General features: G+C 31.8%; 23 protein-coding genes and 1 tRNA gene. 14 read left to right on the forward strand and 10 right to left on the reverse strand.

Annotation, left to right across the window (positions count from 1 at the left end; all coding sequences use genetic code 11):
• Nucleotides 1–61 precede the first annotated feature (61 nt).
• The gene (locus Q4Q47_RS04365) at nucleotides 62–736 is read right to left on the reverse strand and encodes a hypothetical protein (protein ID WP_303305426.1); all 675 of its coding nucleotides are present in this window, start codon (nucleotides 734–736) and stop codon (nucleotides 62–64) included.
• Between the two features lie 361 nt (nucleotides 737–1,097).
• Here Q4Q47_RS04365 and Q4Q47_RS04370 point away from each other — a divergent pair, with 361 nt between their 5' ends.
• Nucleotides 1,098–2,021 (forward strand): LytTR family transcriptional regulator DNA-binding domain-containing protein, encoded by a 924-nt coding sequence (locus tag Q4Q47_RS04370; RefSeq protein WP_303305427.1) that lies wholly within the window; start codon nucleotides 1,098–1,100, stop codon nucleotides 2,019–2,021.
• A gap of 170 nt (nucleotides 2,022–2,191) precedes the next feature.
• On the opposite strand, the gene Q4Q47_RS04375 is transcribed toward Q4Q47_RS04370, so the two are convergent.
• The 8 genes from Q4Q47_RS04375 to Q4Q47_RS04410 form a co-directional block, all read right to left on the reverse strand.
• Nucleotides 2,192–2,266: transfer RNA gene (locus tag Q4Q47_RS04375), tRNA-Val, on the reverse strand.
• Between the two features lie 62 nt (nucleotides 2,267–2,328).
• Complete coding sequence (locus tag Q4Q47_RS04380) at nucleotides 2,329–3,546, reverse strand: bifunctional folylpolyglutamate synthase/dihydrofolate synthase (RefSeq protein ID WP_303305428.1); 1,218 nt, start codon at nucleotides 3,544–3,546, stop codon at nucleotides 2,329–2,331.
• Nucleotides 3,547–3,737: 191 nt separating this feature from the next.
• The gene (locus Q4Q47_RS04385; protein ID WP_303305429.1) at nucleotides 3,738–4,589 is read right to left on the reverse strand and encodes an energy transducer TonB; all 852 of its coding nucleotides are present in this window, start codon (nucleotides 4,587–4,589) and stop codon (nucleotides 3,738–3,740) included.
• A 15-nt stretch (nucleotides 4,590–4,604) separates the two neighbouring features.
• Complete coding sequence (locus tag Q4Q47_RS04390) at nucleotides 4,605–4,997, reverse strand: ExbD/TolR family protein (protein WP_303305430.1); 393 nt, start codon at nucleotides 4,995–4,997, stop codon at nucleotides 4,605–4,607.
• A gap of 1 nt (nucleotide 4,998) precedes the next feature.
• Nucleotides 4,999–5,700 carry a MotA/TolQ/ExbB proton channel family protein gene (locus Q4Q47_RS04395; RefSeq protein WP_303305431.1) on the reverse strand — a complete coding sequence of 234 codons (702 nt, stop codon included), beginning with the start codon at nucleotides 5,698–5,700 and terminating at the stop codon, nucleotides 4,999–5,001.
• Nucleotides 5,701–6,070: 370 nt separating this feature from the next.
• The gene (gene nhaD / locus Q4Q47_RS04400) at nucleotides 6,071–7,462 is read right to left on the reverse strand and encodes a sodium:proton antiporter NhaD (protein WP_303305432.1); all 1,392 of its coding nucleotides are present in this window, start codon (nucleotides 7,460–7,462) and stop codon (nucleotides 6,071–6,073) included.
• A 10-nt stretch (nucleotides 7,463–7,472) separates the two neighbouring features.
• On the reverse strand, nucleotides 7,473–8,699 hold the full coding sequence (locus Q4Q47_RS04405; protein WP_303305433.1) for a Glu/Leu/Phe/Val dehydrogenase dimerization domain-containing protein: 1,227 nt from the start codon (nucleotides 8,697–8,699) through the stop codon (nucleotides 7,473–7,475).
• Between the two features lie 155 nt (nucleotides 8,700–8,854).
• Nucleotides 8,855–9,919, reverse strand: coding sequence for an anhydro-N-acetylmuramic acid kinase (locus tag Q4Q47_RS04410; protein ID WP_303305434.1), 1,065 nt, complete (start codon nucleotides 9,917–9,919; stop codon nucleotides 8,855–8,857).
• Nucleotides 9,920–10,013: 94 nt separating this feature from the next.
• On the opposite strand from Q4Q47_RS04410, the gene Q4Q47_RS04415 reads away from it, so the two are divergent.
• The 12 genes from Q4Q47_RS04415 (at nucleotide 10,014) to Q4Q47_RS04470 (ending at nucleotide 21,477) form a co-directional block, all read left to right on the forward strand.
• On the forward strand, nucleotides 10,014–11,156 hold the full coding sequence (locus Q4Q47_RS04415; RefSeq protein ID WP_303305435.1) for an acyl-CoA dehydrogenase: 1,143 nt from the start codon (nucleotides 10,014–10,016) through the stop codon (nucleotides 11,154–11,156).
• A gap of 353 nt (nucleotides 11,157–11,509) precedes the next feature.
• The gene (locus Q4Q47_RS04420; RefSeq protein WP_169671662.1) at nucleotides 11,510–11,845 is read left to right on the forward strand and encodes an arsenosugar biosynthesis-associated peroxidase-like protein; all 336 of its coding nucleotides are present in this window, start codon (nucleotides 11,510–11,512) and stop codon (nucleotides 11,843–11,845) included.
• An 86-nt stretch (nucleotides 11,846–11,931) separates the two neighbouring features.
• Nucleotides 11,932–12,987, forward strand: coding sequence for an arsenosugar biosynthesis radical SAM (seleno)protein ArsS (gene arsS / locus Q4Q47_RS04425; RefSeq protein WP_303305436.1), 1,056 nt, complete (start codon nucleotides 11,932–11,934; stop codon nucleotides 12,985–12,987).
• Nucleotides 12,988–12,989: 2 nt separating this feature from the next.
• Entirely contained in the window at nucleotides 12,990–13,484 is a 495-nt protein-coding gene (locus Q4Q47_RS04430) for a rhodanese-like domain-containing protein (protein WP_303305437.1), read from the forward strand.
• Entirely contained in the window at nucleotides 13,477–14,112 is a 636-nt protein-coding gene (locus tag Q4Q47_RS04435; RefSeq protein ID WP_303305438.1) for a TIGR04282 family arsenosugar biosynthesis glycosyltransferase, read from the forward strand. Before Q4Q47_RS04430 ends, Q4Q47_RS04435 begins: the two co-directional genes overlap by 8 nt.
• A 51-nt stretch (nucleotides 14,113–14,163) precedes the next feature.
• A complete protein-coding gene (locus tag Q4Q47_RS04440; RefSeq protein ID WP_303305439.1) occupies nucleotides 14,164–14,976 on the forward strand; it encodes a purine-nucleoside phosphorylase in 813 nt (270 codons plus the stop codon).
• A gap of 2 nt (nucleotides 14,977–14,978) precedes the next feature.
• Nucleotides 14,979–15,950 carry an arsenosugar biosynthesis arsenite methyltransferase ArsM gene (gene arsM, locus Q4Q47_RS04445; RefSeq protein WP_303305440.1) on the forward strand — a complete coding sequence of 324 codons (972 nt, stop codon included), beginning with the start codon at nucleotides 14,979–14,981 and terminating at the stop codon, nucleotides 15,948–15,950.
• Nucleotides 15,951–16,818: 868 nt separating this feature from the next.
• The gene (locus tag Q4Q47_RS04450) at nucleotides 16,819–17,259 is read left to right on the forward strand and encodes a hypothetical protein (protein ID WP_303305441.1); all 441 of its coding nucleotides are present in this window, start codon (nucleotides 16,819–16,821) and stop codon (nucleotides 17,257–17,259) included.
• Nucleotides 17,259–18,362 carry a hypothetical protein gene (locus Q4Q47_RS04455; protein ID WP_303305442.1) on the forward strand — a complete coding sequence of 368 codons (1,104 nt, stop codon included), beginning with the start codon at nucleotides 17,259–17,261 and terminating at the stop codon, nucleotides 18,360–18,362. The genes Q4Q47_RS04450 and Q4Q47_RS04455 overlap by 1 nt, the downstream gene beginning before the upstream one ends.
• A 152-nt stretch (nucleotides 18,363–18,514) precedes the next feature.
• Complete coding sequence (locus Q4Q47_RS04460) at nucleotides 18,515–19,630, forward strand: inorganic phosphate transporter (protein WP_303305443.1); 1,116 nt, start codon at nucleotides 18,515–18,517, stop codon at nucleotides 19,628–19,630.
• A 223-nt stretch (nucleotides 19,631–19,853) separates the two neighbouring features.
• On the forward strand, nucleotides 19,854–20,723 hold the full coding sequence (locus tag Q4Q47_RS04465; RefSeq protein WP_303305444.1) for a DUF547 domain-containing protein: 870 nt from the start codon (nucleotides 19,854–19,856) through the stop codon (nucleotides 20,721–20,723).
• Entirely contained in the window at nucleotides 20,716–21,477 is a 762-nt protein-coding gene (locus Q4Q47_RS04470) for a TIGR04283 family arsenosugar biosynthesis glycosyltransferase (RefSeq protein WP_303305445.1), read from the forward strand. Before Q4Q47_RS04465 ends, Q4Q47_RS04470 begins: the two co-directional genes overlap by 8 nt.
• 113 nt (nucleotides 21,478–21,590) lie before the next feature.
• On the opposite strand, the gene Q4Q47_RS04475 is transcribed toward Q4Q47_RS04470, so the two are convergent.
• Nucleotides 21,591–22,322 carry a metallophosphoesterase family protein gene (locus tag Q4Q47_RS04475; RefSeq protein ID WP_303305446.1) on the reverse strand — a complete coding sequence of 244 codons (732 nt, stop codon included), beginning with the start codon at nucleotides 22,320–22,322 and terminating at the stop codon, nucleotides 21,591–21,593.
• A gap of 268 nt (nucleotides 22,323–22,590) precedes the next feature.
• On the opposite strand from Q4Q47_RS04475, the gene Q4Q47_RS04480 reads away from it, so the two are divergent.
• On the forward strand, nucleotides 22,591–26,043 hold the full coding sequence (locus tag Q4Q47_RS04480; RefSeq protein ID WP_303305447.1) for a pyruvate carboxylase: 3,453 nt from the start codon (nucleotides 22,591–22,593) through the stop codon (nucleotides 26,041–26,043).
• Nucleotides 26,044–26,165 lie beyond the last annotated feature (122 nt).

Consider the following 26,165-nt stretch of genomic DNA (forward strand, 5'->3'; position numbering starts at 1 on the left):
AGTATAAAACACTTAGGAACTTGATTATGCTATAGTAGGATAATTGTCGACAAAGAACTAATTAACTCGTTAGAAAGCATTTTTTATAATAATTTGCAGCTTCCTTAACATTGTTAAAGTCAATATTAAAAAAAGAAGCTAATTTATCTTTAATTCTAATATTGTATTTTAAAATATTATCCTTTTTCTTATTTAGAATTTCTGAAATTCTACTTGATGAATACCCAAGAACCAATAAATTAAAAATCTCTACTTGCTCTTTTGTAAATAGATTTTCTGCATATACTTGATTATTAATTTGATTAGTTAGTAATTCATCCTTTTTTCTTCCTTTTAATATTCCGAAATTAAGTACTTCGTTTTGATATTCTTTTAAAGGTGTTATTACAAAGAAGAGTTCTACAATTTTATTATTTTGAACTTCTGGAATAATACATAAATTAGCAAAGAAGTATTTGTTTTGTTTAAGTTTAACTGGTAAAAAGCTTTGAAAACGACAATCGCTTATGTTTATTTTATTTTTATTTTCAATGAGTACATTAAAATAATCTACAAAATAATCTACAAAATAACTTTGAAAGCAAGGTTTTATAGCCAGTAAGAAATTCTTAAAATTACAAGTTGAAATAGCATTATAATCAAAATTAGAACTAATTTGTCTAAAGTTATTTGTTTTAATATCCAAACTCCATACCAAAACATCAAAAATGAAAGAATTACAAATAGTTGGTTTCAATTTGGAATTATTGGATGAAAAATCATTCAAATCCTCTTGACCTAAAACTTGTATTAACTTTGAATAATTGATAATATTATTTCAATAATAAAAATAGTTTTTTGACTAATATTTAATTAACACGTCAATTATTCAAAACTATATAAGTTAACGTATGATTTTTTTTTTTTTTCATTGAAAGACAAAATTTTCACATAAAACAATTTAATTATCTTATGATCAATTAAATAGGGTTTATTGTTGTTTTTTTTATTTCATGGAATCCATTTTTATTTCATGAAATCCATGTTTTTTTATAAAAAAATCATTAATTATGTGCTTTCACGAGAATTTTAATTAATTAATTTCAAAATAGCCCAAATTGAAATTTACTATTAATAGAATTGTAGCCTTCTTAAAAAAAGAAGCTATTATAGGAGAATTAGCACACAATACAAGAAAGGTTTTTTTAATGATCATAGGTATCGTTTTTTGCCTTCTATTTTTCTTCAAGCCTTTTTCAATAAACCTTTTACTTATAAAAACTCAATTAATTATAACCATAGGTAGTAGTATACTAGCTGGAGTAGGATATGTACTTGCTATTTCTATTTTTATGCCTTTTAATAAAAAAAAATGGACTGTATTTTTGGAGATAAGTACAGTAATGACAACCTTGTTTTTTGTATGGTTACTAATATATGTATTCTTGATACTATGCTCTAAAGTTAATCTACCTGTACCCTTTCATATTAATGAGCCTTTTGTTCCTCCAGAAAATTTCTTCTTTAAAACTCTAATTTATACCTTAGGAACTGGCACTCTAGTATATATAATATTACATATGTATAATGTTATTAAATTTAATAATGGGGGAAATAAAATAGAAAACAATACTTATACTGGTTTTATAAATAAAAACAATTTAAATAAAAAAACATTAAACCTTATTGGAAAAAACAAAGACGAAAACTTAGTTATAAACAGCGATTGTTTTATTTGTGCAAAAAGCGAGGGACATTATATTAAGGTATACTATTTATGTGGTAAATCCAAAAGATTTAATAGTTCTATTTTAAGAAATACAATGAAAAATATAGACAACCAGACTGTTGATTTTGAAAACATATATCGATGTCATAATTCCTATTTTTTAAATTTAGATTTTTTAACTTCTGTTATCGGAAATTCTAATAAAGCGCATGCTTATTTAAAACACTATTCACCAAAAGTGCCTATATCAAAAAATAAAATAGAATATTTAAAAGAAATAGTTTTCAATAATAAATTAAACAAAAATAGTTAAGCTATGTATAAAAATAATTATACGACATAGTAGAGAGAATAAATTCTTTGAAATTCTTTAACTAATTAATGAGTATTATTATATGCTTAATTTGGATCATTAAAAATAGGCAATGATTTTACATAATAAAAAAAGACAATTTTTAAATAAATAAAAATTGTCTTTTTGAGTGGGCGCGAAGGGATTCGAACCCCTGACCCCTTGGGTGTAAACCAAGTGCTCTGAACCAACTGAGCTACGCGCCCTCTAAATTGGACTGCAAATATAACGGAGTTTTTAATATTGCAAAAACTTTTTCAATAAAAATTTAAATTATTTCTGCTACCACAAATGTACTACCTCCAATAAAAATAAAATCATCTAGGTCAGAATTTCTCAAAGCACTCATATACGCCTCATTGACAGAATTATAAACCTTCCCTTTTAATCTATGCTCATTAAAAATGCGTTTTAACACATTGGTTTTTAAACCTCGTGGAATATTAGGTTTACAAAAATAATAAGTAGCCTTTTTGGGAAATAAATCTATAATAGAGCTCAAGTCTTTATCATTAACAAAACCTAAAACAATGTGCAATGCCTTGTAGCTTTCATTATGTATTTGATTCATAACATAACTTAGGCCTTCCCTATTATGTCCTGTATCACAAACCGCCTTAGGGCTTTCATTTATTACCTGCCACCGTCCTAATAATCCTGTATTTTCAACTGTTTTGAGCAAACCTTTTTTTAAATGCTGTTCGGATATTTTAAATCCCTTAACCCTTAACTCTTTAATAGCTTGAATAACTGTTTTTATATTTTTAGATTGATAAGTTCCTAACAGATCAGACTCATATATTTTAATAATCTCTTGGTCAGCAAATACAATCTTAGAATTGTTCTTACATGCCAAATCTTTAAAAACCGAAGCCGTTTCTTCTTGAGTTTCTCCAATGACCACCGGTATATTACGCTTTATAATGCCGCCTTTTTCAAACGCAATAGCTTCAAGTGTATTTCCCAAAAACTGAGTATGGTCTATTCCTATATTAGTTATTACTGAAACTTCCGGAATAATGATGTTTGTTGAATCTAAACGACCTCCCAAACCAACTTCTATAACAGCAATATCAACTTTTTCCATTGAAAAATACTCAAAAGCCATGCCTACAGTCATTTCAAAAAACGACAAAGAATTTACTTCAAAAAACGTTTTATTTTGCTTTATAAACTCCGTTACAAATTGCTTACTTACAACATGGCCATTTATTCTAATACGCTCCCTAAAGTCTTTTAAATGTGGCGACGTATACAACCCAACCTTATATCCGGCTTCTTGTAAAACAGATGCCAGCATATGGCTCGTAGATCCTTTCCCATTGGTTCCGGCAATATGTATAGATTTAAAATTTCGCTCAGGATTATTTAAATAGTCTGCTAGTATTAAGGTATTCGATAAATCTTCTTTGAATGCTACTTTACCTTGTCGTTGATACATTGGTAGTTGAGAAAACATCCAATCGAGTGTATCTTGATATGTCATAATACCAAATAAATTTTAAAATTACACATAAATAAATTGAGTTGTTTTTTGGTTAGTCCTAGACGGAAAATTTAAGCATAGTATTAGTTACGGTTACATTTTTTTAACGACGAGTAAGCTAAAAAGACCTGTGCTCAACTTGATTGAGTAAACCATTTATATGAGTCATTTTTAAGTTTAATTGGTATTAACTACTGCCCTAGTTTGAAGTTTACTTTCACAAAACCAATCTGTTTTGTAGGTGCTTTAGAGTCTGCTCTCCACTTATGAGATAATGCTATTTTTTTTGCTGGTTCCAATAAACATTGTGCTGTATTAGTAGTCCCTTTAACCCCTGGAACTGCTTCAATAACATTTCCATTATTATTTACAATAATCTTAACTATAACAAGTCCCGATTCGTTACAGTCTTGCTTGAGTTTTTTATAAGAAGCCGTACCTCGTCCATTCAATCCGTAACCAACACCTCCACTTCCTGTTCCTCGCCCTCCAAAATAACTTGGTGCATAAGGGTTACCGTCTAATTGTCCCTTATCCCCTGCTTTATTGTCATTGCCCTCACTACCTGCTTCACTTCCTTCAGATTTACTTACACCGCCTATTAAAGCATCTAATTTTTTCTTTTTCTCTTCTTGTTCTCGTTTCTCTTTAGCAATTCTGTCGGCTTCCGCTTTTGCTTTAGCATCCGCAATGGCTTTCGCTTTTGCTTCTGCCTGTTTTTGTTTTTTTATAGCTATAGATTCAGCATTTTCTTGTGTCAATACTTCTTCTTTAGTCTCAGAAGCTTTTGTTGGTTCTGCTTTAGAAACGTCCGGTTGAGGCGGTTGTTCTATTTTTCGAGGTTCAGACTTTACGGGTTTTATTGGTTGAACTCTTCCTTTACCAAAATCTGTGTTTCCAAAGTTTACCGCAACCCCATACTCTTCTGGAGGGTCCATATAAGGCGTTCCTACCACAAACAACAATAGCAACAAAATAACTGCAATCAATGCTGTTAATTTTGCTGAATCTTTTTCATGTTTGGTTTTGAAGTATTTCTTCATTAAATAAACTTATTTTTATTTAGGTTTTACCGCTAATATGACTTTAAACTTATTTCTATTAGCTATGTCCATAACCTTAACTACATTTTCCACAGGAACCGATTTCTCTGCTCTTAAAACAATAGTTGGTTTTTCTTGCGAGGATAAGGCTGCTAGTAATTCATTTTCTAACACACTTTCTCCAACGCGCTGCTGATCTATATAATAGGTCAAATCTTTTTTTATGCTTACCGCTACAGATTTCTTATTCTCTGTTTTTCCACTTGCTTTTGGCAATAAAATATCAATAGCATTAGTTGTTACTAGTGTAGAAGCAATCATAAAAAATATTAGAAGTAAGAATACAATATCTGTCATTGAAGACATATTGAATTCTGGTGTTACTTTATTTCTCCCTCTAAAATTCATATTATGTAGGTTCGTTTAAATGATCTAAGAATTCTAAAGAATTAGCTTCCATTTGATATACTACCTTATCTGTCTTTACTACCAAATGATTATACGCAATGTAAGCAACAATACCTACAATTAATCCTGCAACGGTAGTTGTCATAGCTGTATATAATCCACTTGCTAAAACATCCATTTGTATCGTTCCACCTGCATTGGCAAGTTCAAATATTGCTAATATCATACCAATAACTGTTCCAAGAAATCCAATCATAGGCCCTGCTCCAGAGATCGTTGCCAAAATACTCACATTTTTTTCTAAACCATAAATTTCCAAACGCCCAGCATTTTCAATAGCTGTATTAATATCGGCAAGTGGTTTTCCTATCCTTGAAATTCCTTTACCAATTAATCTAGAAACCGGAGAATTTACTTGAGCACACAACATTTGAGCTGAATCAACTTTCCCATTACTTACATGGTCTTTAATTTGATTCATGAAATTCGAATCTACTTGTGAAGCTGCCTTTATAGCAAAAATGCGTTCAAAATAAATATAAATAGCTCCAACAAGTAATATAAAAAGAACAGCTATAATAACTTGTCCTGCGGCACCACCGCTACTTATTAATTCTATAATTGAAAGTGTTTTTTCAACTGACTCTTCGTCGGTAAGCAATTCTGCTCCCTCTTGTGTGGTTTGTAATAATGTACTAAGCATATAATTTAAATTTATTGCAAATGTATAACGTTTCTTTTTTTATTAAAGTATAGCAAAAATACTTTTCGCTTAGATTCCCTATTTTACTCATTAGTATTTATTTTAATATGCATTCGGAAATCTTTGATTTTACTAAAATGACAATTTTATTTGAAATCTGGATAAAAATCGAGAAATACTTCTTTAATTATACCCATATTATGCATTACAACTTTATTATGAAGGTTAAGACTACAAAAAAACTATGGTTTTTTATAAGTTCCAGCATTGCATCGTCTAGCCTGTCCTCGCGAAGGCGAGGAGATAAACTTATAAAATATAGTTTGAAGCAGTTTTAATTTGCAATAGATTTTCTAATGCTTAATTTAGGTTAAAACAATGTTCTAGTTACCATAAACGCCGCTGAACCTACAAGAAAACCGATTAAAGCTAACCAGGAAATCTTTTTCAAGTACCAGAAAAAATCTATTTTTTCCATTCCCATAGCTACAACACCAGCTGCAGATCCTATAATTAGCATACTACCTCCTGTTCCAGCTGAAAAAGCAATAAAATGCCATAACTCATGATCCATTGGTTCTGAGAACATTCCTAAACTAGCAGCCACTAATGGTACATTATCAATAACTGCAGAACCTACACCTAATAATAACACAACTAAATCTGAGACGCCTCCAGAATGAATTTCGGTTCCTAATTGAGGCATTGATTCCTGTAATGATGATGCAAATCCAAATAGAATCCCTAAAGATTCTAAAGCTGCTACTGCCATTAATATACCTAAGAAGAATAAAATACTTGGTAATTCTATTTTTGATAAGGAATAATGTACTGGGCTGTGACTTGCATGCGCATCGCTTTCTTCCGACCCAAACTCTGTCATACTAAATTTAGAACTACTATATATTTCGGCAAAAATAGCTACAACACCTAACGATAACATCATACCTACATATGGTGGTAAATGGGTTACCATCTTAAATATTGGTACAAATACAATAGCTCCCAGACCAAGATAGAGCATGGTGCCACTAAACCTTGATTTCTTTTTCTCCTCAACCTCTTCAATATCCAAATCACCTTTAAATGCTGGTAAAAAAGACGCTATTAATGATGGCACAGCCATACATAAGAGAGAAGGCACAAACAAATAACCTATTAAGTGGCCTGTCGTTACTTTTTTGCCAATCCATAACATAGTCGTGGTTACATCTCCAATGGGTGACCATGCGCCTCCTGCATTGGCAGCAATAATAATTAAACCTGCAAACCAAATACGTACGCTTCTATCTTTTACAATTTTTTGAAGTATTGATATAAGTACAATGGTGGCAGTAAGATTATCTATTATAGCAGAAAGGATAAACGCTAGAATAGAGAATATCCATAAAATCTTAGTTTTCTTTTTGGTCTTTATAAAATCTTTAATAGTAGAAAAACCATCAAAATAATCAATGATTTCAACAATAGTCATAGCCCCTAAAAGAAACACTAATATTTCTGATGTCTTACCTAAATGATGCAGTAAGGTTTCTTCCATAAGATGTGTCTTTTCTTCCGAGGAAAACGTTCCAAAACTATCTAATAAAGCATGTTTTGATGAATCAAACCATTCCGGGAAGCTTTCTAAACCTAATGCAATTAATGCCCAACAAATAGCCATCATGACTAGCGCCGGTATAAGTTTATCAATTTTAATACTGTGTTCTAAAGTAATGGCTAAATACCCCATTACAAATACTAGAATAATTGTTGCTTCCATAAATAAAATATTATATTAATTGATTGAGTGCAATTTCAAATGCTGTTGCACTGATCTCTGTTTTCGATTCATTTTTATTGTACACTTTCTGTAGTGCATCTCTTATTATATTTGATGTATCATTAAATATGGCTTCATCCGTTATCTGCACTTTACGTTCCATAAAATATGCAAAGACACGAGCCATTCCGCAATTAGAAATAAAATCAGGGATTAAACTTACTTTGTAATCGATATGTTCCATAATAGGACCAAAGAAGATTTCTTTATCAGCAAAAGGCACATTTGCCCCACAAGAAATAACTTCTAAACCACTATCAATCATTTGATCTATTTGATGAAGTGTGATTAAACGTGATGCTGCACAAGGTGCAAAAATCTCAGTTTTTATAGACCAAATCCTTTCATTAGCTTCTTCAAAAGGAATTAAATCATCACTTACCAATGTATTTCCTTTTTTTGCAAGAAATAAACTGGTGATTTCTTCAAAAGTAAATCCTTTTTCATTAATTAAACCGCCAGCAATATCAATAATTCCAACAATCTTAGCTCCCATTTGCGACAAGTAAAAAGCAGCAGCTGCACCCACATTTCCAAAGCCTTGAATCACTGCGCGCTTTCCTTTAACAGAACCACCATAAATATTATAGTATTGTTTAACTGCTTCAGCAACACCAAAACCAGTAATCATATCTGCTACAGTATATTTCCTTAATATATCGGGAGAATAATTAGAACTCTCTATAACTTTGATAACGCCATGTCTCAACTGTCCTATTCTATTTATCTTATCTGCTTCGGTTGGTTTAAAATGCCCATTAAAGACACCTTCCTGAGGGTGCCACACACCACTCTCTTCTGTGATTGGAATAACTTCATGTATTTCATCTACATTTAAATCGCCCCCTGTACCATAATAACTTTTTAATAATGGAGATACAGCGGCATACCATCTTTCTAATACATCCTTTTTTCGAGGATCACTTGGGTCGAAATTTATTCCTGATTTCGCACCACCAATGGCGGGTCCGGAAACTGTAAATTTAATCTCCATGGTTTTGGCTAAGGATAAAACTTCATTCATATCCAACCCGTTTCGCATTCGTGTTCCTCCACCAGCAGCTCCTCCACGTAATGAGTTTATAACGGTCCATCCTTCAGCATATGTTTCTGCATCTTTCCAATTAAAAACAATTTCAGGCTCTTTATTTTCAAATTTCTTTAATAATTTTTTCATTTCTATTTTTAAGTTGATTCATGTATCGCTTACATTTAATTTTTCAGTGTTTTTATTAAGCGTAGCTAAAGCTGATTCATGAGGAAAATGATTTAAATTATTATGGTAACAAATATAAAAAACTAAAATCCTTTAAGATTAATTTTTCATTATTTTTAAGGTAGAAATATTTTTCCCGAACTATGATTTTTTGTAGATCCTGTAACGCTTTTTAAACAGTTAACTTCGTTTCTTAATTTAAGCACACCCAGAAGCCCAAAAATTAACGCCTCTTTAAACTCTACAACCTCATTTAAAGGTATTATAATTTCATGTTGCGAATACTGTTTAAGGGTATCTATTAAATAATTATTATAAACACCTCCTCCAGTAACGAGAACAGAACCGTGTTTCTTTTTATTTATTTCCTTAGCTATTTGGATAGCAATATGTTCAGCAAAAGTTTTTAGAATATCTTTTGTATCTAATTGGAAAGCATCAATTAGAGGAAACATATTTTTAATGACCCATTCTAGACCTAAAGATTTGGGGTAATTTTCTTTATAAAAAGCGAGACTATTTAATTTATCAAGTAGCTTATTATTTACAGTTCCTGTTCTTGCCATTTTGCCACCATCATCATAGTCAAGTCCAATTAATTTAGTATAGTGGTTTAAAACGATGTTTACCGGACAAATATCATAAGCAATTCTCTTATTTTTTATCTCAGTGGAAATATTTGCAAACCCGCCCAAATTCAAACAAAAATCGTATTCAGAAAATAGCAATTTATCGCCTATTGGAACCAATGGAGCACCTTGCCCTCTAAGTTCAACATCTTGAACTCTAAAATCACAAACCACCGTTTCGTTCAATAATACTGCAATAACTGGCTGATTCCCTATCTGATATGTCATTCCAATGTCTGGCCGATGCAAAGCAGTATGCCCATGCGAACAAATAGCATCAATATCCTTTATACTATTTTTATTAATGAAGTCTTTTATAATACCAGACAGGTAATTAGTATAATCTTCGTCAATTTTCTGCAATTCAGCAACATTATACGAAACTAAATTACGAAGTATGTTTTCCCAACTTGAATTGTAACTAACTGTTTCAAAATGTATCATTTTAAAATGCCATACATCATCTAACTCGAACTCTACATAAACAACATCTACTCCATCTAATGATGTTCCAGACATAACACCAACAACCTTATACTCGTTTTTTATCATATTGTGTAAAAATAACAATACTTATTGAAAATTTGACACTAAAGAGCTATATTTGTACATATTTTTTATCAAATCAACAACAAATTGAAAAATTATGGATTTTAATCTTTCAGAAGAACATATCATGATACGCGATGCTGCTCGCGATTTTGCACAAACCGAATTACTCCCTGGCGTTATTGAACGTGATAATAAACAAAAATTCCCAAATGAGTTGGTAAAAAAAATGGGGGAATTAGGATTTATGGGCATTATGGTAGATCCTAAATATGGTGGTAGCGGTATGGATGCTATCTCATATGTTCTTATTATGGAGGAATTATCAAAAATTGATGCTTCGGCTTCTGTGATGGTTTCTGTAAACAATTCATTAGTTTGTTATGGGTTAGAAGCTTATGGATCTGAGGAACAAAAACAAAAATATTTAACAAAACTGGCTACTGGTGGGTTTCTAGGAGCCTTTTGTTTAAGTGAACCTGAAGCTGGTAGTGATGCCACTTCACAAAGAACTACAGCCATCGATAAAGGAGATCACTACCTTATTAATGGCACAAAAAACTGGATTACTAACGGTGGAACTGCTGACGTATATTTAGTAATAGCCCAAACCGATAAAGATAAAGGCTCTCATGGCATTAATGCATTTATTCTTGAAAAAGGCATGGAAGGATTTCATGTTGGACCTAAAGAAGATAAACTTGGTATTCGCGGAAGTGACACACACACCCTACAGTTTAATGACGTAAAAGTTCCTAAAGAAAATAGAATAGGTGCTGACGGTTCTGGATTTAGATTTGCCATGAAAACATTATCTGGCGGACGTATTGGTATTGCTTCACAAGCTTTAGGAATTGCATCAGGGGCTTATGAATTAGCTTTAAAATACTCGAAAGAACGAAAAGCTTTTGGCACGGAAATATGCAATCATCAAGCTATAGCCTTTAAATTAGCCGATATGTATACCGAAATTGAAGCAGCTCGCCACTTGGTCATGAAGGCTGCCTGGGATAAAGATCAAGGTAATAATTATGACAAATCTAGTGCTATGGCCAAACTTTATGCTTCTAAAGTAGCCATGGAACATACTGTTGAAGCTGTACAAATACACGGTGGTAATGGTTTCGTAAAAGAATATCATGTTGAACGTCTTATGCGAGATGCAAAAATCACACAGATTTATGAAGGGACTTCGGAAATCCAGAAAATTGTAATCTCAAGAAGCCTTATAAGAGATTAAAACACTCTTGCTTTGAAAACCTGATTCTCAACAGGTTTTATTTCTTTTTTTACAATTTAAGGTAAAGAAGTGATTTAAACTTTTTATAATTGGCTACAAAATTCTCTTTTATCCCCACATTTTGTCTTTTTATTACTCCGTAGCGATGCTATGCAGTTCAAAAAAGCCTTCATTTGAGAATAAAATTGTTATTTTTCGCTTCAATCAAAAAAACTTAAACCACTTCAAATTAAGATTTTACTGTTCAACTATTATTTTGGCAAAAACTAATAGTTGAACTTTTTTTGTTAAGTATTTTTAAATTTTTCGACATAACCTTAATAGATTTTTATCTTTAGTAAAAATTAAATTTTATGCAAAAAACATATTATGATCCAGCGGATCTTAAAAAGTTTGGAAAAATAAGTGAATGGAATCAAGAACTAGGTGATAAATTTTTTGAATACTACGGAAAAGTTTTTGAAGAAGGCGCACTCACAGCTCGTGAAAAATCTTTAATTGCATTAGCTGTTTCTCATACAGAGCAATGCCCTTACTGTATTGATGCCTATACAAAAGACGGATTACAACGTGGTATTACTAAAGAAGAAATGATGGAAGCACTTCATGTTGGAGCCGCTATAAAAAGTGGAGCAACATTAGTTCATGGTGTGCAAATGATGAATAAAGTAAATAAACTTGAAATGTAGAACGATTTACGATATTAGAATTACGATTTTTGATTTCACATCCATATTAATTCGTAATTCGTAATTCGTAATTCTTAAATCGAAATATGGCAACAAAATCCCTACATAAGCGTGAAAGCGATTTAGCTAATAGCAATAGACAACTTGAAATTTTATCGAATGGTATATTTCAAAATGGCGAACTACCTACGTTTAAAAGTAAAATTTCTGAAACAAAGCAATTCCCTTTAAAAGCTAAAAAATTAGAAATCCTTCAGATAAATGTAGGCTATATGTGTAATCAGGTTTGTGAGCATTGTCATGTAGATGCCGGTCCGGATCGAAAGGAAATTATGACCAGAGAAACCATGCTACAATGTTTGGATGTTATTAAAAACACCGGCGCTCATACCTTAGATTTAACAGGAGGTGCTCCAGAAATGAATCCTGATTTTAGATGGTTTGTAGAAGAAGCTGCCAAAGCTGGTATTAAAGATTTTATTGTGCGCTCTAACCTAACTATAATAAGAGCGAATAAAAAATATTACGATTTACCTGAATTCTTTAAAAAGCACAATGTGCATGTTGTATCTTCCATGCCTCACTGGACTCGCGGAAAAACGGATAAACAACGTGGGGATGGTGTTTTTGACAAATCCATAAAAGCATTACAGGAATTAAATGCTATCGGGTACGGTATGCCGGGTAGTGGTCTGCGATTAGATTTAGTTTACAATCCATCAGGTGCTTTTTTACCAGGAGATCAAGCCTCTATGGAAAAGGATTTTAAAAAAGCATTAAAAGAAGATTTTAATATTCAGTTTCATAATTTATTTGCTATTACAAATTTACCTATTAGCAGGTTTTTGGATTACTTAATTGCTTCCGAAAATTATGAAGATTACATGTATTCTTTAGTCGAAGCATATAACCCAACTGCTGTTGCTAATGTTATGTGTACAAATACACTATCTGTTAGCTGGGACGGTTATTTATTTGATTGTGATTTCAATCAAATGTTAGAATTACCGGTAAATAGTAAAGTAAAACATATATCGGAATATAACGAAGAACTACTTGAAGGTCGTAATATTGTTATTTCCCAACACTGTTATGGGTGTACTGCTGGAGCGGGGAGTAGCTGCCAAGGTGTTGTAGCTTAATTATGAACAAAGTATTTTTTTACATATTTATAAGCTTTGTCGCTTCAGGGGTTTCTCAAAACAATCTTAAATCTTTATTAAAAGAATACAATAAAGAAAGCGTTCCGTATATTTATGTAAAACAATTAAAAAAACAAACAACGCAACCCATACTTCTAGATACCAGAGAATGGCCCGAATACAAAGTAAGTCATCTAAAAGATGCCATTCATGTTGGGTATGATGAATTTAAAATAAGTAATATTCAAAAAAAAATTCCTAATAAAAACACCAAAATAGTTGTTTACTGCTCCTTAGGAATACGTTCAGATTCCATTGCAAGTAGTCTCAAAAAAGCAGGCTATACTAATGTAGAAAATTTATACGGTGGTATTTTTGAATGGAAAAATAATAATTTACCTATTTATAATTCAGTAGAGAAGGTAACGGATAGTATTCATACCTATTCTAAAGAATGGGCTAAATGGGCAAAAAAAGGCATAAAAGTATATGAGTAAAGAACTTATTATTGTTTTTGTTAAAAATATAAAATTAGGCAAAGTAAAAACAAGACTTGCCAAAACCATTGGCAATCAAGGTGCTTTTGAGGTCTACAGCGAACTGGTTAAAATTACCGAGCTAGCAACAGAAAACATGCTAACAGATAAACGCATCTATTTTTCTGATGTTGTTATTGATGGTAAATGGAAAAACGATTACAAAACGATTCAAGAGGGCAAAAATTTAGGTGAGCGTATGAAAAACGCTTTCAAAAAAGGATTTGAAGATGGTTACGAACGCATTGTGCTTATAGGTTCCGATTTGCCCGATATCAGCTCTAAACATATCGAAAATGGACTAAAAAATCTAAATAGTAGCGCCGTTGTTTTTGGACCTGCTATTGATGGTGGCTACTACTTAATTGGGATGACAAAAATGTATCATTCTATATTCAATGATAAGCCTTGGAGTGAATCTCATTTATTGGAAGTCACACTCAAAGAATTAAATCAAGAAAAAATACCTTATACCTTACTAGAAGCATTAAATGATATTGATACTTTCGAAGATTTAGAAAACTCATCATTCTATCAGCATAATGAAGCGCTCCAATTAAAAGTAAAATCTTTAATTGGTAACGTATAAATTCATTACATTACATAGCATTTTTTTTAAATTAATTCCAAGAAATATAAAATGATCAAATACATAAACGAAACCACTAAATATCTACAAGACAAAGGTTTTGAAACTCCAGAAATTGGTATTATACTAGGCACGGGGTTAGGACAACTCATCAACGAAATAGACATTATAAAAGAAGTTAGTTATAATCATATTCCTAACTTCCCAACAGCAACGGTTGAGTTTCATAAAGGGAAATTAATTTATGGTGAACTTGCTGGTAAAAAAGTGGTGGTCATGCAAGGACGTTTTCATTTATATGAAGGCTACACATTGCAAGATGTCACCTACCCTGTTCGTATTATGGAAAAGTTAGGCATCAAAACATTATTGGTTTCTAATGCAGCGGGGGCCATTAATTTAAACTTTAAAAAAGGAGAATTAATGATTATTGATGATCATATTAATTTGCAAGGCAGCTCTCCTTTAGCATTTAAAGGGGTTGAAAAATTAGGAGAACGCTTTACAGATATGAGCGTTCCTTATGATGCCGAAATCAATTCAAAGTTTGAAAGTATTGCTAAAGCAAACAATATTAAACTACATAAAGGTGTTTATGCCAGCGTTGTAGGACCACAATTAGAAACAAAAGCAGAATATCGTATGCTAAAAATTATCGGGTCTGATGCTGTTGGCATGAGTACAGTACCTGAAATTATTGTGGCAAATCATTTAAAATTAAAAGTAGCCGCCGTGTCAGTTTTAACAGATGAATGCGACCCAGATAACTTAGAACCTGTTAACATCTCGGATATCATTGAAAATGCGACAAAAGCAGAACCAGATATGATAACCTTGTTTAAAGAACTTATTAAGACCCTATAATTATGAGTAATTATTTAGAAACCACTCACGATGTTTATAAAGAAGCAGCTTTAACACCCGATGTTGGGTTATGCTGTACCACAAACCCTATTTGGGAATTACCGGGATTAAAAATACCAAAAATCATGCAGGAAATGAACTATGGTTGTGGAAGTACCGTTCATGCTCGTGATTTAACCAATAACCCAAAGATGCTTTATGTTGGTGTTGGTGGTGGCATGGAATTATTACAATTCGCCTATTTTAATCGCCAAAAAGGAGGTGTCGTAGGCGTTGATGTCGTTGATGAAATGTTAGAAGCTTCACGTAAAAACTTTGTTGAGGCTGAAACCCAAAACGATTGGTTTAAAAGTGAATTCGTAGATCTTAAAAAAGGAGATGCTATGAATCTTCCTGTAGACGATAATAGTATTGATGTAGCGGCTCAAAACTGTTTATTTAATATTTTTAAAGCTGAGGATTTAAAAAAAGCTATCGCAGAAATGTATCGTGTTTTAAAACCTCATGGCAGATTAGTCATGAGCGATCCAACATGCGAGCAACCTATGAATGACACCTTACGTAATGACGAAAGGCTACGTGCTTTATGCTTAAGCGGCAGTTTACCAATTGCAGAATATGTAAAAGCATTAACAGATGCTGGTTTTGGCACTATCGAAATTAGAGCAAGAAAGCCCTATAGAATACTAGATCCTAAAAATTATCCAACTAACGAGTTAATTTATATAGAATCTATTGAGGTTGCAGCAATAAAAGACCCTATGCCGGCAGATGGCCCATGTATCTTTACTGGTAAAGCAGCTATTTACTATGGAGATGAAGATTATTTTGATGATAAAGCAGGACATGTATTACTAAAAAATCAACCTTTAGCCATTTGCGATAAAACGGCGGCAGCATTACAATCTTTAAATAGAGATGATATTTATTTTTCAGAATCCACATACCATTATGATGGTGGAGGGTGCTGTTAAATAAAGAATTTCTTGAAACGAATTATTCTCGAGGCAAAACCCCGAAGAACTCTTTTCAATTAATTTTTTCTAAAAAAGAGGGTAAAAAGTCTTTATAATTTGATTTGTCATATTGAGCTTGTCGAAATATCTTTAACTTATTGATAATCAATATCGGTTTCAACAAGCTCAATATGACATCGAACTTACTTCTTAGACACCCTTCTTTTTTATTGAACTCATCTTTAAAGTGCTTTTAGAATTCTTTTTCTAAAAAACAAATGAACTAGTTCGACACCGCTTAACTTGTTTTTAATAACGTCAAGAACCTCATAGTCACGCCTTTACAAAATTGCCCTATATCTAACCCTCGTTATTTTAAGTGCCTTTCTTACAAATCCATCATTTATTAGCCGTTCTCAATAAATCCCTCTGAGACAATTTTTCATCCTTTTGAGACAAGTTTTATCTCCGAATTTTGTTCGCTAATTAAGTATTCCTTAATCTAAAAAACAATGATAGAATTCGTACTTATCAATAACAAAACCAACATAAAACTTATAATACTCATAAACAACAGAATAGAACTGACCTTGTGAGACAGGTAAATCTGGCGAGTCCATATACAGGTTAGATGATTTACCGCCTATTGCTTTACAACAGTAGAGTAATTCATTGGTGATAGCGTTAAAATCAAGGATTTATAACAGAAGTGGTATTACTTCAGAAAGCCCCCAAAAAGCCAAAGCAATATCTATTTTAGTTTTTAGAACCCTTTTCAAAAAACGAGTGAGCTTTGGCTTTTTCTTTCTAAATAAAAATAATTTATTATAATTCTGTAAATAATTTCATAGGATTTTTTATTTTCAGTTCGTCATAAAACTTTAATATGAAAATTAAATCGCTTCTCATTTTATCTATATTTATTTGTTTAAAATCTGTTTCGCAAAATTTTACCATCAATAAAGGAGAAATTATTAAAGACCGTCAATTCTTAATTGACAAAAATGAAATTACGACTTGTGATAAAAATGGAAACTTTATTTCTATTAGACCGCATAGAATAAATGGTACCTTAAGAGATTATAATATAGAATTTTTTAATAAGCTAAATTTTTTAGAACGGCAGTTTGTTGAAACAAAAAACTCTACAAAAATTTTAGAAGTTTTTATTAAAAACAACAAAGTTCATGTTTTAATTAAAGAACATGATAATAAAAGTATTTCTTTAAGATTTGATCTATTCGATTTAGATGAAAAAACACTTATCAAAAAAAATCTTATCCATGTAAGTAAAAGTTTAGATGGAGAGCTCTATAGTGCTCTATAGTGCTCTATAGTGCTCTAAAAAATGATAACTCTATTTCTGTAAATCACGATAAGGATTATTTATTAAATTTCCCTGTCATTGATGATAAAACGGCCTATACTTATTTAGAATATTTTGATTCGGTTTTAAACCCTATTTCATCACATAAAATTTATCCTGACAAAAACATTCATAGAAAAAACACAACATTCCTAAATGTTAGTCTTTATAATAACAAGACTTACATACTACATAGCTTAATAGATGAAGAAGGTAGTAATTATTACCAGTTAATAGAATTTAAGGACGGTAAAACACGAGATTTAAATTTACCTATACAAGAAGGTCTTTATCAATTAATAAATGTGAAAATATCTAAAGAAAATTATATTATTAGCGGTTTATTTTCAAAGCAAAAAAAAGGAGCTTTTGAAGGGTTTTCATATTACAATGTAAATCTGGACACGTTAGAAATCACTTCTAATAAACTTTCAAATTTCATAAATGAAGATGCTAGAAAATATTTTATCGGCTTTTTTAAAAATAACAGAAGTATTGATATTAAAGATATTTTTATTGATCAAGATAAAAACACTTATTTAATAGGGCAGTTTTATTCTATAAGAAAACAATATGTACCCGTTGGAATACCTATTGCCTCTTTCGCTACAGCAGGTTTTACAGCTTTTATAACGTATAACCCTCTTAGCATAAGTTATAAAGTTTACGATGACATTCTAATTTCAAAAATAGATTCTAAAGGAACACTTATTTGGGATAATATATTCGAACTCGAGAAAACTGAAAAAATAAAATCTAAATCTAATAAAAAAGATTCTTCATATTATGCTTTTTTACAGAACAATCAATTAAATTTTTTAATGAATGGATTCATTAATCTAGATAAGGACAGACTCATAATGAAGCAAGACAAGAGAAACTCAAAAACCAATTTTTACAATATTATTGTAAAACCTGATGGTACTATTATTCCAAAAATAATTTTCTCTAATGCAGATTCTGATGTTTTATTCAGAGCTGAAGGAACAGTAAAATCTAATAATACTATTTTTAATTTGGGTCAAGGAAATATGAAAAAACAATTGATGAAATTATCCTTATAATATTTATTGATGTATTCTTTGATCTATTATAATCATTATGGAATTAAAATAGAAGCATATATAATCTTGACGCATTTTAACATATAAATTCACAAATTGCAGTAAGAACTTTTGTTTAATACCGTCAAAAGATATAATACAAAAAATATTATATGACCATTTTAATACTTTTATTTCTTTCTGCTTGTTTCTTAGCTTATAGCAATGGTGCAAACGATAATTTTAAGGGTGTAGCCACACTTTTTGGCAGTGGCACCACCAACTACAAGAAGGCCATTAATTGGGCTACTATAACCACCTTTTCCGGATCTGTAGCAGCTATTTTTTTAGCCAATGAACTTGTGAAAAACTTTTCGGGAAAAGGTTTAGTACCCAATGAATTGATAACCATGCCCATATTTGCAATTTCAATTGCTTCTGGAGCTGCTTTAACTGTTTTTATTGCTACAAAAATAGGCATGCCTATTTCCACAACACATAGTTTAGTTGGTGCGCTGTTTGGAGCAGGCATCATGGCTGTTGGTTCTCAATTTAATTTCGAGAAATTAGGAGGTACTTTTCTAATGCCCTTAATCGTGAGCCCTTTAATGGCTGCAGTAGCTAGTTTTATTGCGTATCTTATTTTTAGGTTTTTTAGAAAAAAATTGGGTGTAACGAAAAAAACACATCTACATATCCACGAAAAACAAACTACAGATCTTGCGTCGTTAAATATGGATCATGCGGCTTTAAAAACTAAAACAACCATAGAGGCGACCGTTAACAACAAAGTAGACACCTATGACGGCGAGATTTTAGGATTAAGTTCTCAAAAAGTTTTAGATGCTTTACATTACTTAAGTGCCGGCATAGTAAGTTTTGCTAGAGGTTTAAACGATACACCAAAAATCGTAGGTTTACTATTAATAATTAATGTTATAGATATTAAACTGAGCATGATCATTGTTGCAATTATTATGGCAGCTGGTGGATTAATAAACGCAAAAAAAGTTGGTGTAACAATGAGTAGAAAAATCACTCCTATGAATTCCGGTCAAGGTTTTACCGCTAATTTAATAACTGGATTATTAGTAACAACTGCTAGTATTCATGGACTACCAGTTTCTACTACTCATGTATCGGTGGGGGCTATCTTTGGAATTGGAACCGTTACGAAAAAGGCAGATTATAAAATGATAAGTAAAATACTATTATCTTGGTTGCTTACGTTACCAATAGCAGCTATTATAAGTGCTCTAATATTTAAATTATTGGAAACTTTTTCATAATTGTTAAGTGTTCAAAAAAATGCTCTATATGAAGTATATTAACGTAGACTCAATATATTACAAACTGATAATCAGTTATTTAAATATTTCAATAAAAAAACTATGTCATTCCGAACGAGGAACGAGGAGGAATCTCATCCTTATGAGATGTCTCGTCGCTCATACTTCGCTCTGTCGACATGACAAAACACTGTTTTCCAGAAAAACAAACACTATTTATCCATTGAAATTTTTATCGAGTTCACGTTATATTATAATTTTATTAGCAGTTATTACTCTATTATCATGTTCTAGCACAAAACATGTTGGAAAAAACACTTCAAAAAATGTTAAGCAAGCTGAACCGGAAAAAACTGATGAAGTCATTAACCTCAAAAAAGACGTTATAATTTCGGAAGAAAAAAAAATTGACGAAGCGATAAAAGAAATACCAAAAAAAATAGAGTCGACAAAAACTAATCATTCGTCCTGGAATACTTTACTGCAAAAACATGTTTCAAATAAAGGCCATGTTGACTACAAAGCTTTTAAGTCTAATCGAAACGAATTAACAAATTATATTACTTACTTAGGCAATCATATACCACAAGATTCATGGACAAGGGAAGATAAACTGGCCTATTGGATTAATGCCTATAACGCTATGACTATCGATTTAATCTTGCGTCATTATCCTATTAAAAGCATTAAAGATATTAAAAACCCATGGGATCAACGTTTCTGGAAACTTGGTAAAAAATGGTATAACTTAAACGAAATTGAACATCAAATTTTACGAAAAATGGATGAGCCTCGTATTCATTTTGCCATTGTTTGCGCTTCTTTTTCTTGTCCTAAACTACAAAACGAAGCCTTTACACCATCAAGCATAGACGATCAATTGACCAATGCTACTAAAGTATTCTTAGCAGATAAAAAAAGGAATGATATATCTCAAAACAGCCTTAGGCTGTCAAAAATATTTCAATGGTTTGCTAAAGATTTTAAACAAACAGGGACATTAATCGATTTTCTTAATCAATATTCAGAAATCACAATTTCTGATAAAGCAAAAAAGAATTTTAAAGTCTATAACTGGAATTTAAATGAATAGCATATCAATAATAATCCCCATGTTAAACGAAGCAGATCATATTGGTAACCTGCTTACTCATCTTTTAGACAACTCATCGAAAGAAAACATATCAGAAATAATTATTGTCGATGGAGGTAGTACTGATGGATCATTAGAAATCGTTTCAAAATATGTGTTAGACCGAGCGCAGTCAAGACCTAATAAAGATCTCTCGACGGAGTTTATACCGAGCGAAGCCGAAACCATAATAAAATGTATTAGCGCTCCTAAAGGACGTGCTAAACAGATGAATTTGGGAGCAAAACATGCTACTGGTAATATTTTTTATTTTTTACATGCCGATTCATTCCCTCCTAAAAATTTTGATGCTCTTATTATAAACGAAGTAAAAAAAGGCCATGAAGCTGGTTGCTTTAGAATGAAGTTCAACAGCAACCATTTATGGCTTAAACTTGCTGGACAACTAACTCGTTTACCTTGGAAAGCTTGTCGAGGCGGTGACCAAAGTCAATTTATAACAACAGTACTTTTTAACGACATAGGAGGGTTTAATGAAGATTTCACTATTTACGAAGACAACGATTTAATTGCAAAACTATATGATCGTAAACAATTTGTTGTTATTCAAAAATGGCTAACAACCTCTGCCAGATGCTACTGTACTAATGGTGTATGGCGATTACAATATTATTATTGGAGAATCCATCTAAAAAAGTGGATGGGAGCTGATGCAAACGAACTAAATCGCTATTATAAAAAATATGTTTGTTGAATAATCTGAGATCGGTTTTGTTTGTTTAACTGTTCTGTCATCCCTTCGAAGGCAGGAATCTACTTTAAAATTATTCAGTTTCAATTTATGAGATTCCTGCCTCCGCAGGAATATTAATCTTTATTTCTCCCTTTTTCATTAGGGTATAAAGCTGGCAAATTATCGCTTTGAAAAATAGCTTTTGAATTTAAATCCATTGCAGACAACTTTCCTTTGAATGCAGCACCAGTATCGATGTTCCAAACATTAGCAGCACGCATTGGAATATCAGATTTAAAGTTAGTAGTTGGTGTATGTCCTATATAAATTTCTTTATAATGCTTTAAACGATTAGGATACAAAACAGAGTTTTCGCTTATCTTACTGTCCTTTGTTAAAGCCATCTCCCATAGCGTTCTATCAAAATAAAGCGTTTCTTTAAACACTTCCTTTTCCACGCCATGCATAGATGTAAAACCTGCGTGAACAAATAAACGATTTTCATCATCAATGTGGTATAATGGCATGTTTTCAAAAAAACTTAAATGATTCTTTTTTTCATCTGCAGAAAAATGAGCATAACTTTCAATGGTCTCTTTTCCTCCATGCATGTACCAAATAGGGTTCACATCATCAGATTTTAACCAATTCTCACACCAAACATCGTGATTACCTTTTATAAAAACACAGTTTATTTTTTGAGATAATTCTATTAAAAATTGAATGACTTGAGCCGATTCACTCCAACCATCTACATAATCACCCATAAAAACAAGCGTATCCTTATCTTTAATTTCGATTTTGTTTAATACTTGAATTAAAGCTTTTAAACCACCATGAATGTCTCCTACAGCAAATATTCTCATAAGTATTTTTTTTAGGTAAAAGTAATTTTTTTTAAAAGCTTATAAAATTAATCGCTTGAAAATTCTTAGTATCAATTTTATATTGACTTCATACAACAACTAAGCGTTTGACAATTGAATATCTCAAACTCCCAAAACTTGAAACAAAACAAAATTATACAATTAACAGTAAATATGTGATTTAATTAACAATGTCGCAAAAAAAATACCAATCATTCATAATAATTTATTAAGTTTATAACCTTTCGTAACTATAATTTTTTAATAAATGAAAATAGAAAAAGTATTGGTTGCCAACCGTGGCGAAATTGCTATAAGAATTTTTAGAGCATGTGCAGAAATTGGTGTAAAAACTATTGGTATTTACACATTTGAAGATAGATATTCTCTTCATAGGCACAAATCTGATGAAGCCTATCAAATAGGTGAAGACAATGCCCCATTAAAGCCATACTTAAACATAGATGTTATTATAAAAATTGCCTTAGAAAATGGTGCAGATGCTATTCATCCTGGTTATGGTTTTCTTTCTGAAAATGCGGATTTCGCACAAGCCTGCAAGGATAATAACATTATTTTCATTGGACCAAAGATTAGCGTTTTAAAATCTTTAGGTGATAAAATTACTGCCAAAAAAGTGGCGGTAGACAACAATATCCCCATTATTAAAAGTAATGCTAAGCCTTTAAACGATATAAAAATAGCTTTAAGCGAAGCTAAAAAAATTGGATATCCAGTCATGTTAAAAGCAGCTTCTGGCGGTGGCGGTAGAGGTATGCGGGTTATAAGAAAAGAAGAAGAGTTAAAAGGTGCTTTTAATGAAAGTAAACGTGAAGCCTTAAATGCTTTTGGAGATGATACTGTATTTCTAGAAAAATTTGTTGAAAATCCAAAACATATCGAAATTCAAATAGTTGCAGACAACCATGGCAATACGGTACATTTATATGAAAGAGATTGTTCTGTGCAACGTCGCTATCAAAAAGTCATAGAGTTTGCACCTTCTTATGGTTTAAAAGAGGAAACAAAAAAAGCTTTATACGATTATGCCATTAAAATTTGTAAAGCTGTAGATTATAATAACATTGGTACTGTAGAGTTTTTGGTAGATGAAGATGATTCGATCTATTTTATTGAAGTGAATCCCAGAATTCAAGTAGAACATACCGTAACGGAGGTGGTTACCAACATTGATCTGGTTAAAACCCAATTGTTTGTCGCTGGCGGGTATAAATTATCTGATCAGCAAATAAAAATCGCAAATCAGGAAGCTATAAAAATAACGGGGTATGCTTTACAATGTAGAATAACTACCGAAGACCCTCAAAACGATTTCAAACCAGATTATGGAACTATTTCAGCATACCGAAGTGCTTCTGGTTTTGGCATCCGTTTAGATGCCGGGAGCATATACCAAGGGGTGACTATTTCTCCTTTTTTCGACTCAATGCTAGTTAAAGTTACTGCAAACAGTAGAACTTTAGATGGAGCGAGCAGAAAAGTAATACGTGCTTTAGCTGAATTTAGAATTCGTGGTGTAAAGACCAACATTCCTTTTTTAATCAATATTCTAAAACACGATACATTTAAAAAAGGAAAAGTAACTGTTAATTTTATCAAATCTAACCCAGATTTATTTAATTTTAAAGTATCCCGAAATAGAGCTACAAAACTTATTACTTACTTAGGTGATATCATTATAAATGGAAATGAAGACGTAAAAAAATTAGATGCATCAAAAACATTTGTAAAGCCTAAAATTCCAAAATTCGATATAACGGCCAATTATCCTGAAGGCACTAAAGATCTACTAACGAAATTAGGCCCAGAAAAGTTTTCAGAATGGTTGAAAAATGAAAAAAAAGTTCATTTTACAGATACCACAATGCGTGATGCACATCAAAGTTTATTGGCAACTCGAATGCGTACTTATGATATGATGAAAGTTGCAGAAGGTTACGCAAAAAATCATCCGGAAATATTTAGCATGGAAGTTTGGGGTGGCGCTACTTTTGATGTATGCATGCGTTTTTTACAAGAAAATCCCTGGGAACGCCTACAAATGCTTCGTAAGGCTATGCCAAATATTTTATTACAAATGTTAATTAGAGGCTCAAATGGCGTTGGCTACAAAGCTTATTCGGACAATTTAATAGAAAAATTTGTGGAACAGTCCTGGGAATACGGCGTTGACATTTTTAGAATTTTCGATTCACTTAACTGGATGGAATCTATCGCTCCTTGTATTGAACATGTAAGAAAAAAAACAAAAGGTCTGGCAGAAGGTTCTATTTGTTACACCGGTGATATTTTAAACCCCGAAAACACGAAATATAATCTAAAATACTATACAAGTCTGGCCAAAGATATTGAAAATGCCGGCGCCCATATTTTAGCCATTAAAGATATGGCTGGTTTATTAAAACCTCATGCAGCTTTCGAACTTATTTCAGCATTAAAACAAGAAGTAAATATTCCTATTCATTTACATACACATGACACCTCATCTATTCAATCTGCCACGTATTTAAAAGCTGTAGAAGCTGGTGTTGATGTCGTTGATGTGGCTCTAGGCGGTTTATCTGGATTAACATCGCAACCAAACTTTAACTCCATTGTTGAAATGTTAAGATTTGATGCACGAGAACCTTCAATAAACATAGATTCTCTAAATGATTATTCGAACTATTGGGGTTCTGTTAGAGAGTATTATTATCCTTTCGAATCTGGTTTAAAGGCTGGATCTGGAGAAGTGTTTAAACATGAAATTCCCGGAGGTCAATATTCTAATTTAAAACCGCAAGCACAAGCTTTAGGTTTAGAAGACCGTTTTCATGAAATAACAAAAATGTATGGTCAGGTTAATCAGCTTTTCGGAGACATCATAAAAGTAACTCCCAGCTCGAAAGTTGTTGGAGATATGGCTCAATATCTAGTTAGTAATAATTTAACTATTGAAGATGTATTAGAACGAGGTGATACCATTTCGTTCCCACAATCTGTTGTAAGTTTCTTTAAAGGAGATTTAGGTCAACCTGTTGGAGGCTTCCCAAAAAAGCTTCAAAAATTAATTTTAAAAGATCAAAAGCCATACTCAGATAGACCAAATGCTCATATTCCGCCTATAGATCTAGAAGAAGACTATAAATCATTCAAAAAAATATTTGAAAAAGGGTTAGGCAGACCCATTGATATTACTGATTTTTTATCTTATAATCTTTATCCAAAAGTATTTACAGATGCCTATAACAAACATTTAAGATATGGTAATCTAATGCATTTACCTACTAAAAATTTCTTTTACGGCATGGATATAGGGGAAGATATTATAGTACCATTAGACAAAGGAAAAACCATACTCATCACTTTAGAATCTGTAGGAGAGCCTAATACTCATGGTATGGTTACTGTATATTTTAGAATAAATGGACAAGGACGTAGTGTAGAAATTAAAAATAATGCTATAAAGGTAGATAAGGTTGAACATATAAAGGTTGATAAAACCAACGAGAAGCACATAGGTGCCCCTTTACAAGGCTTACTATCTACAGTTTTGGTAAAAAAAGGGGAGCAAGTTGTAAAAAATCAACCTTTGTTCATTATTGAAGCTATGAAAATGGAAACGACCATTACTGCTGTAGAAAAAGCCACTATAAAACAAATTGTTTTAAAAGCTGGCACTATGGTAAATTCTGAAGATTTGGTATTGTTATTGGAATAATGTGAGGCCTTTGGTAAAAATATAATGTTTCACTCATAGACAGACCCATTTAAATACCTTTATATTTTAACCAATAAAACTTATGAAGTGAAGTAATAATTTGATATTTCTAACACTTAAGT

Source organism: Flavivirga spongiicola, assembly GCF_030540825.1.
Taxonomy (GTDB): Bacteria; Bacteroidota; Bacteroidia; order Flavobacteriales; family Flavobacteriaceae; genus Flavivirga; species Flavivirga spongiicola.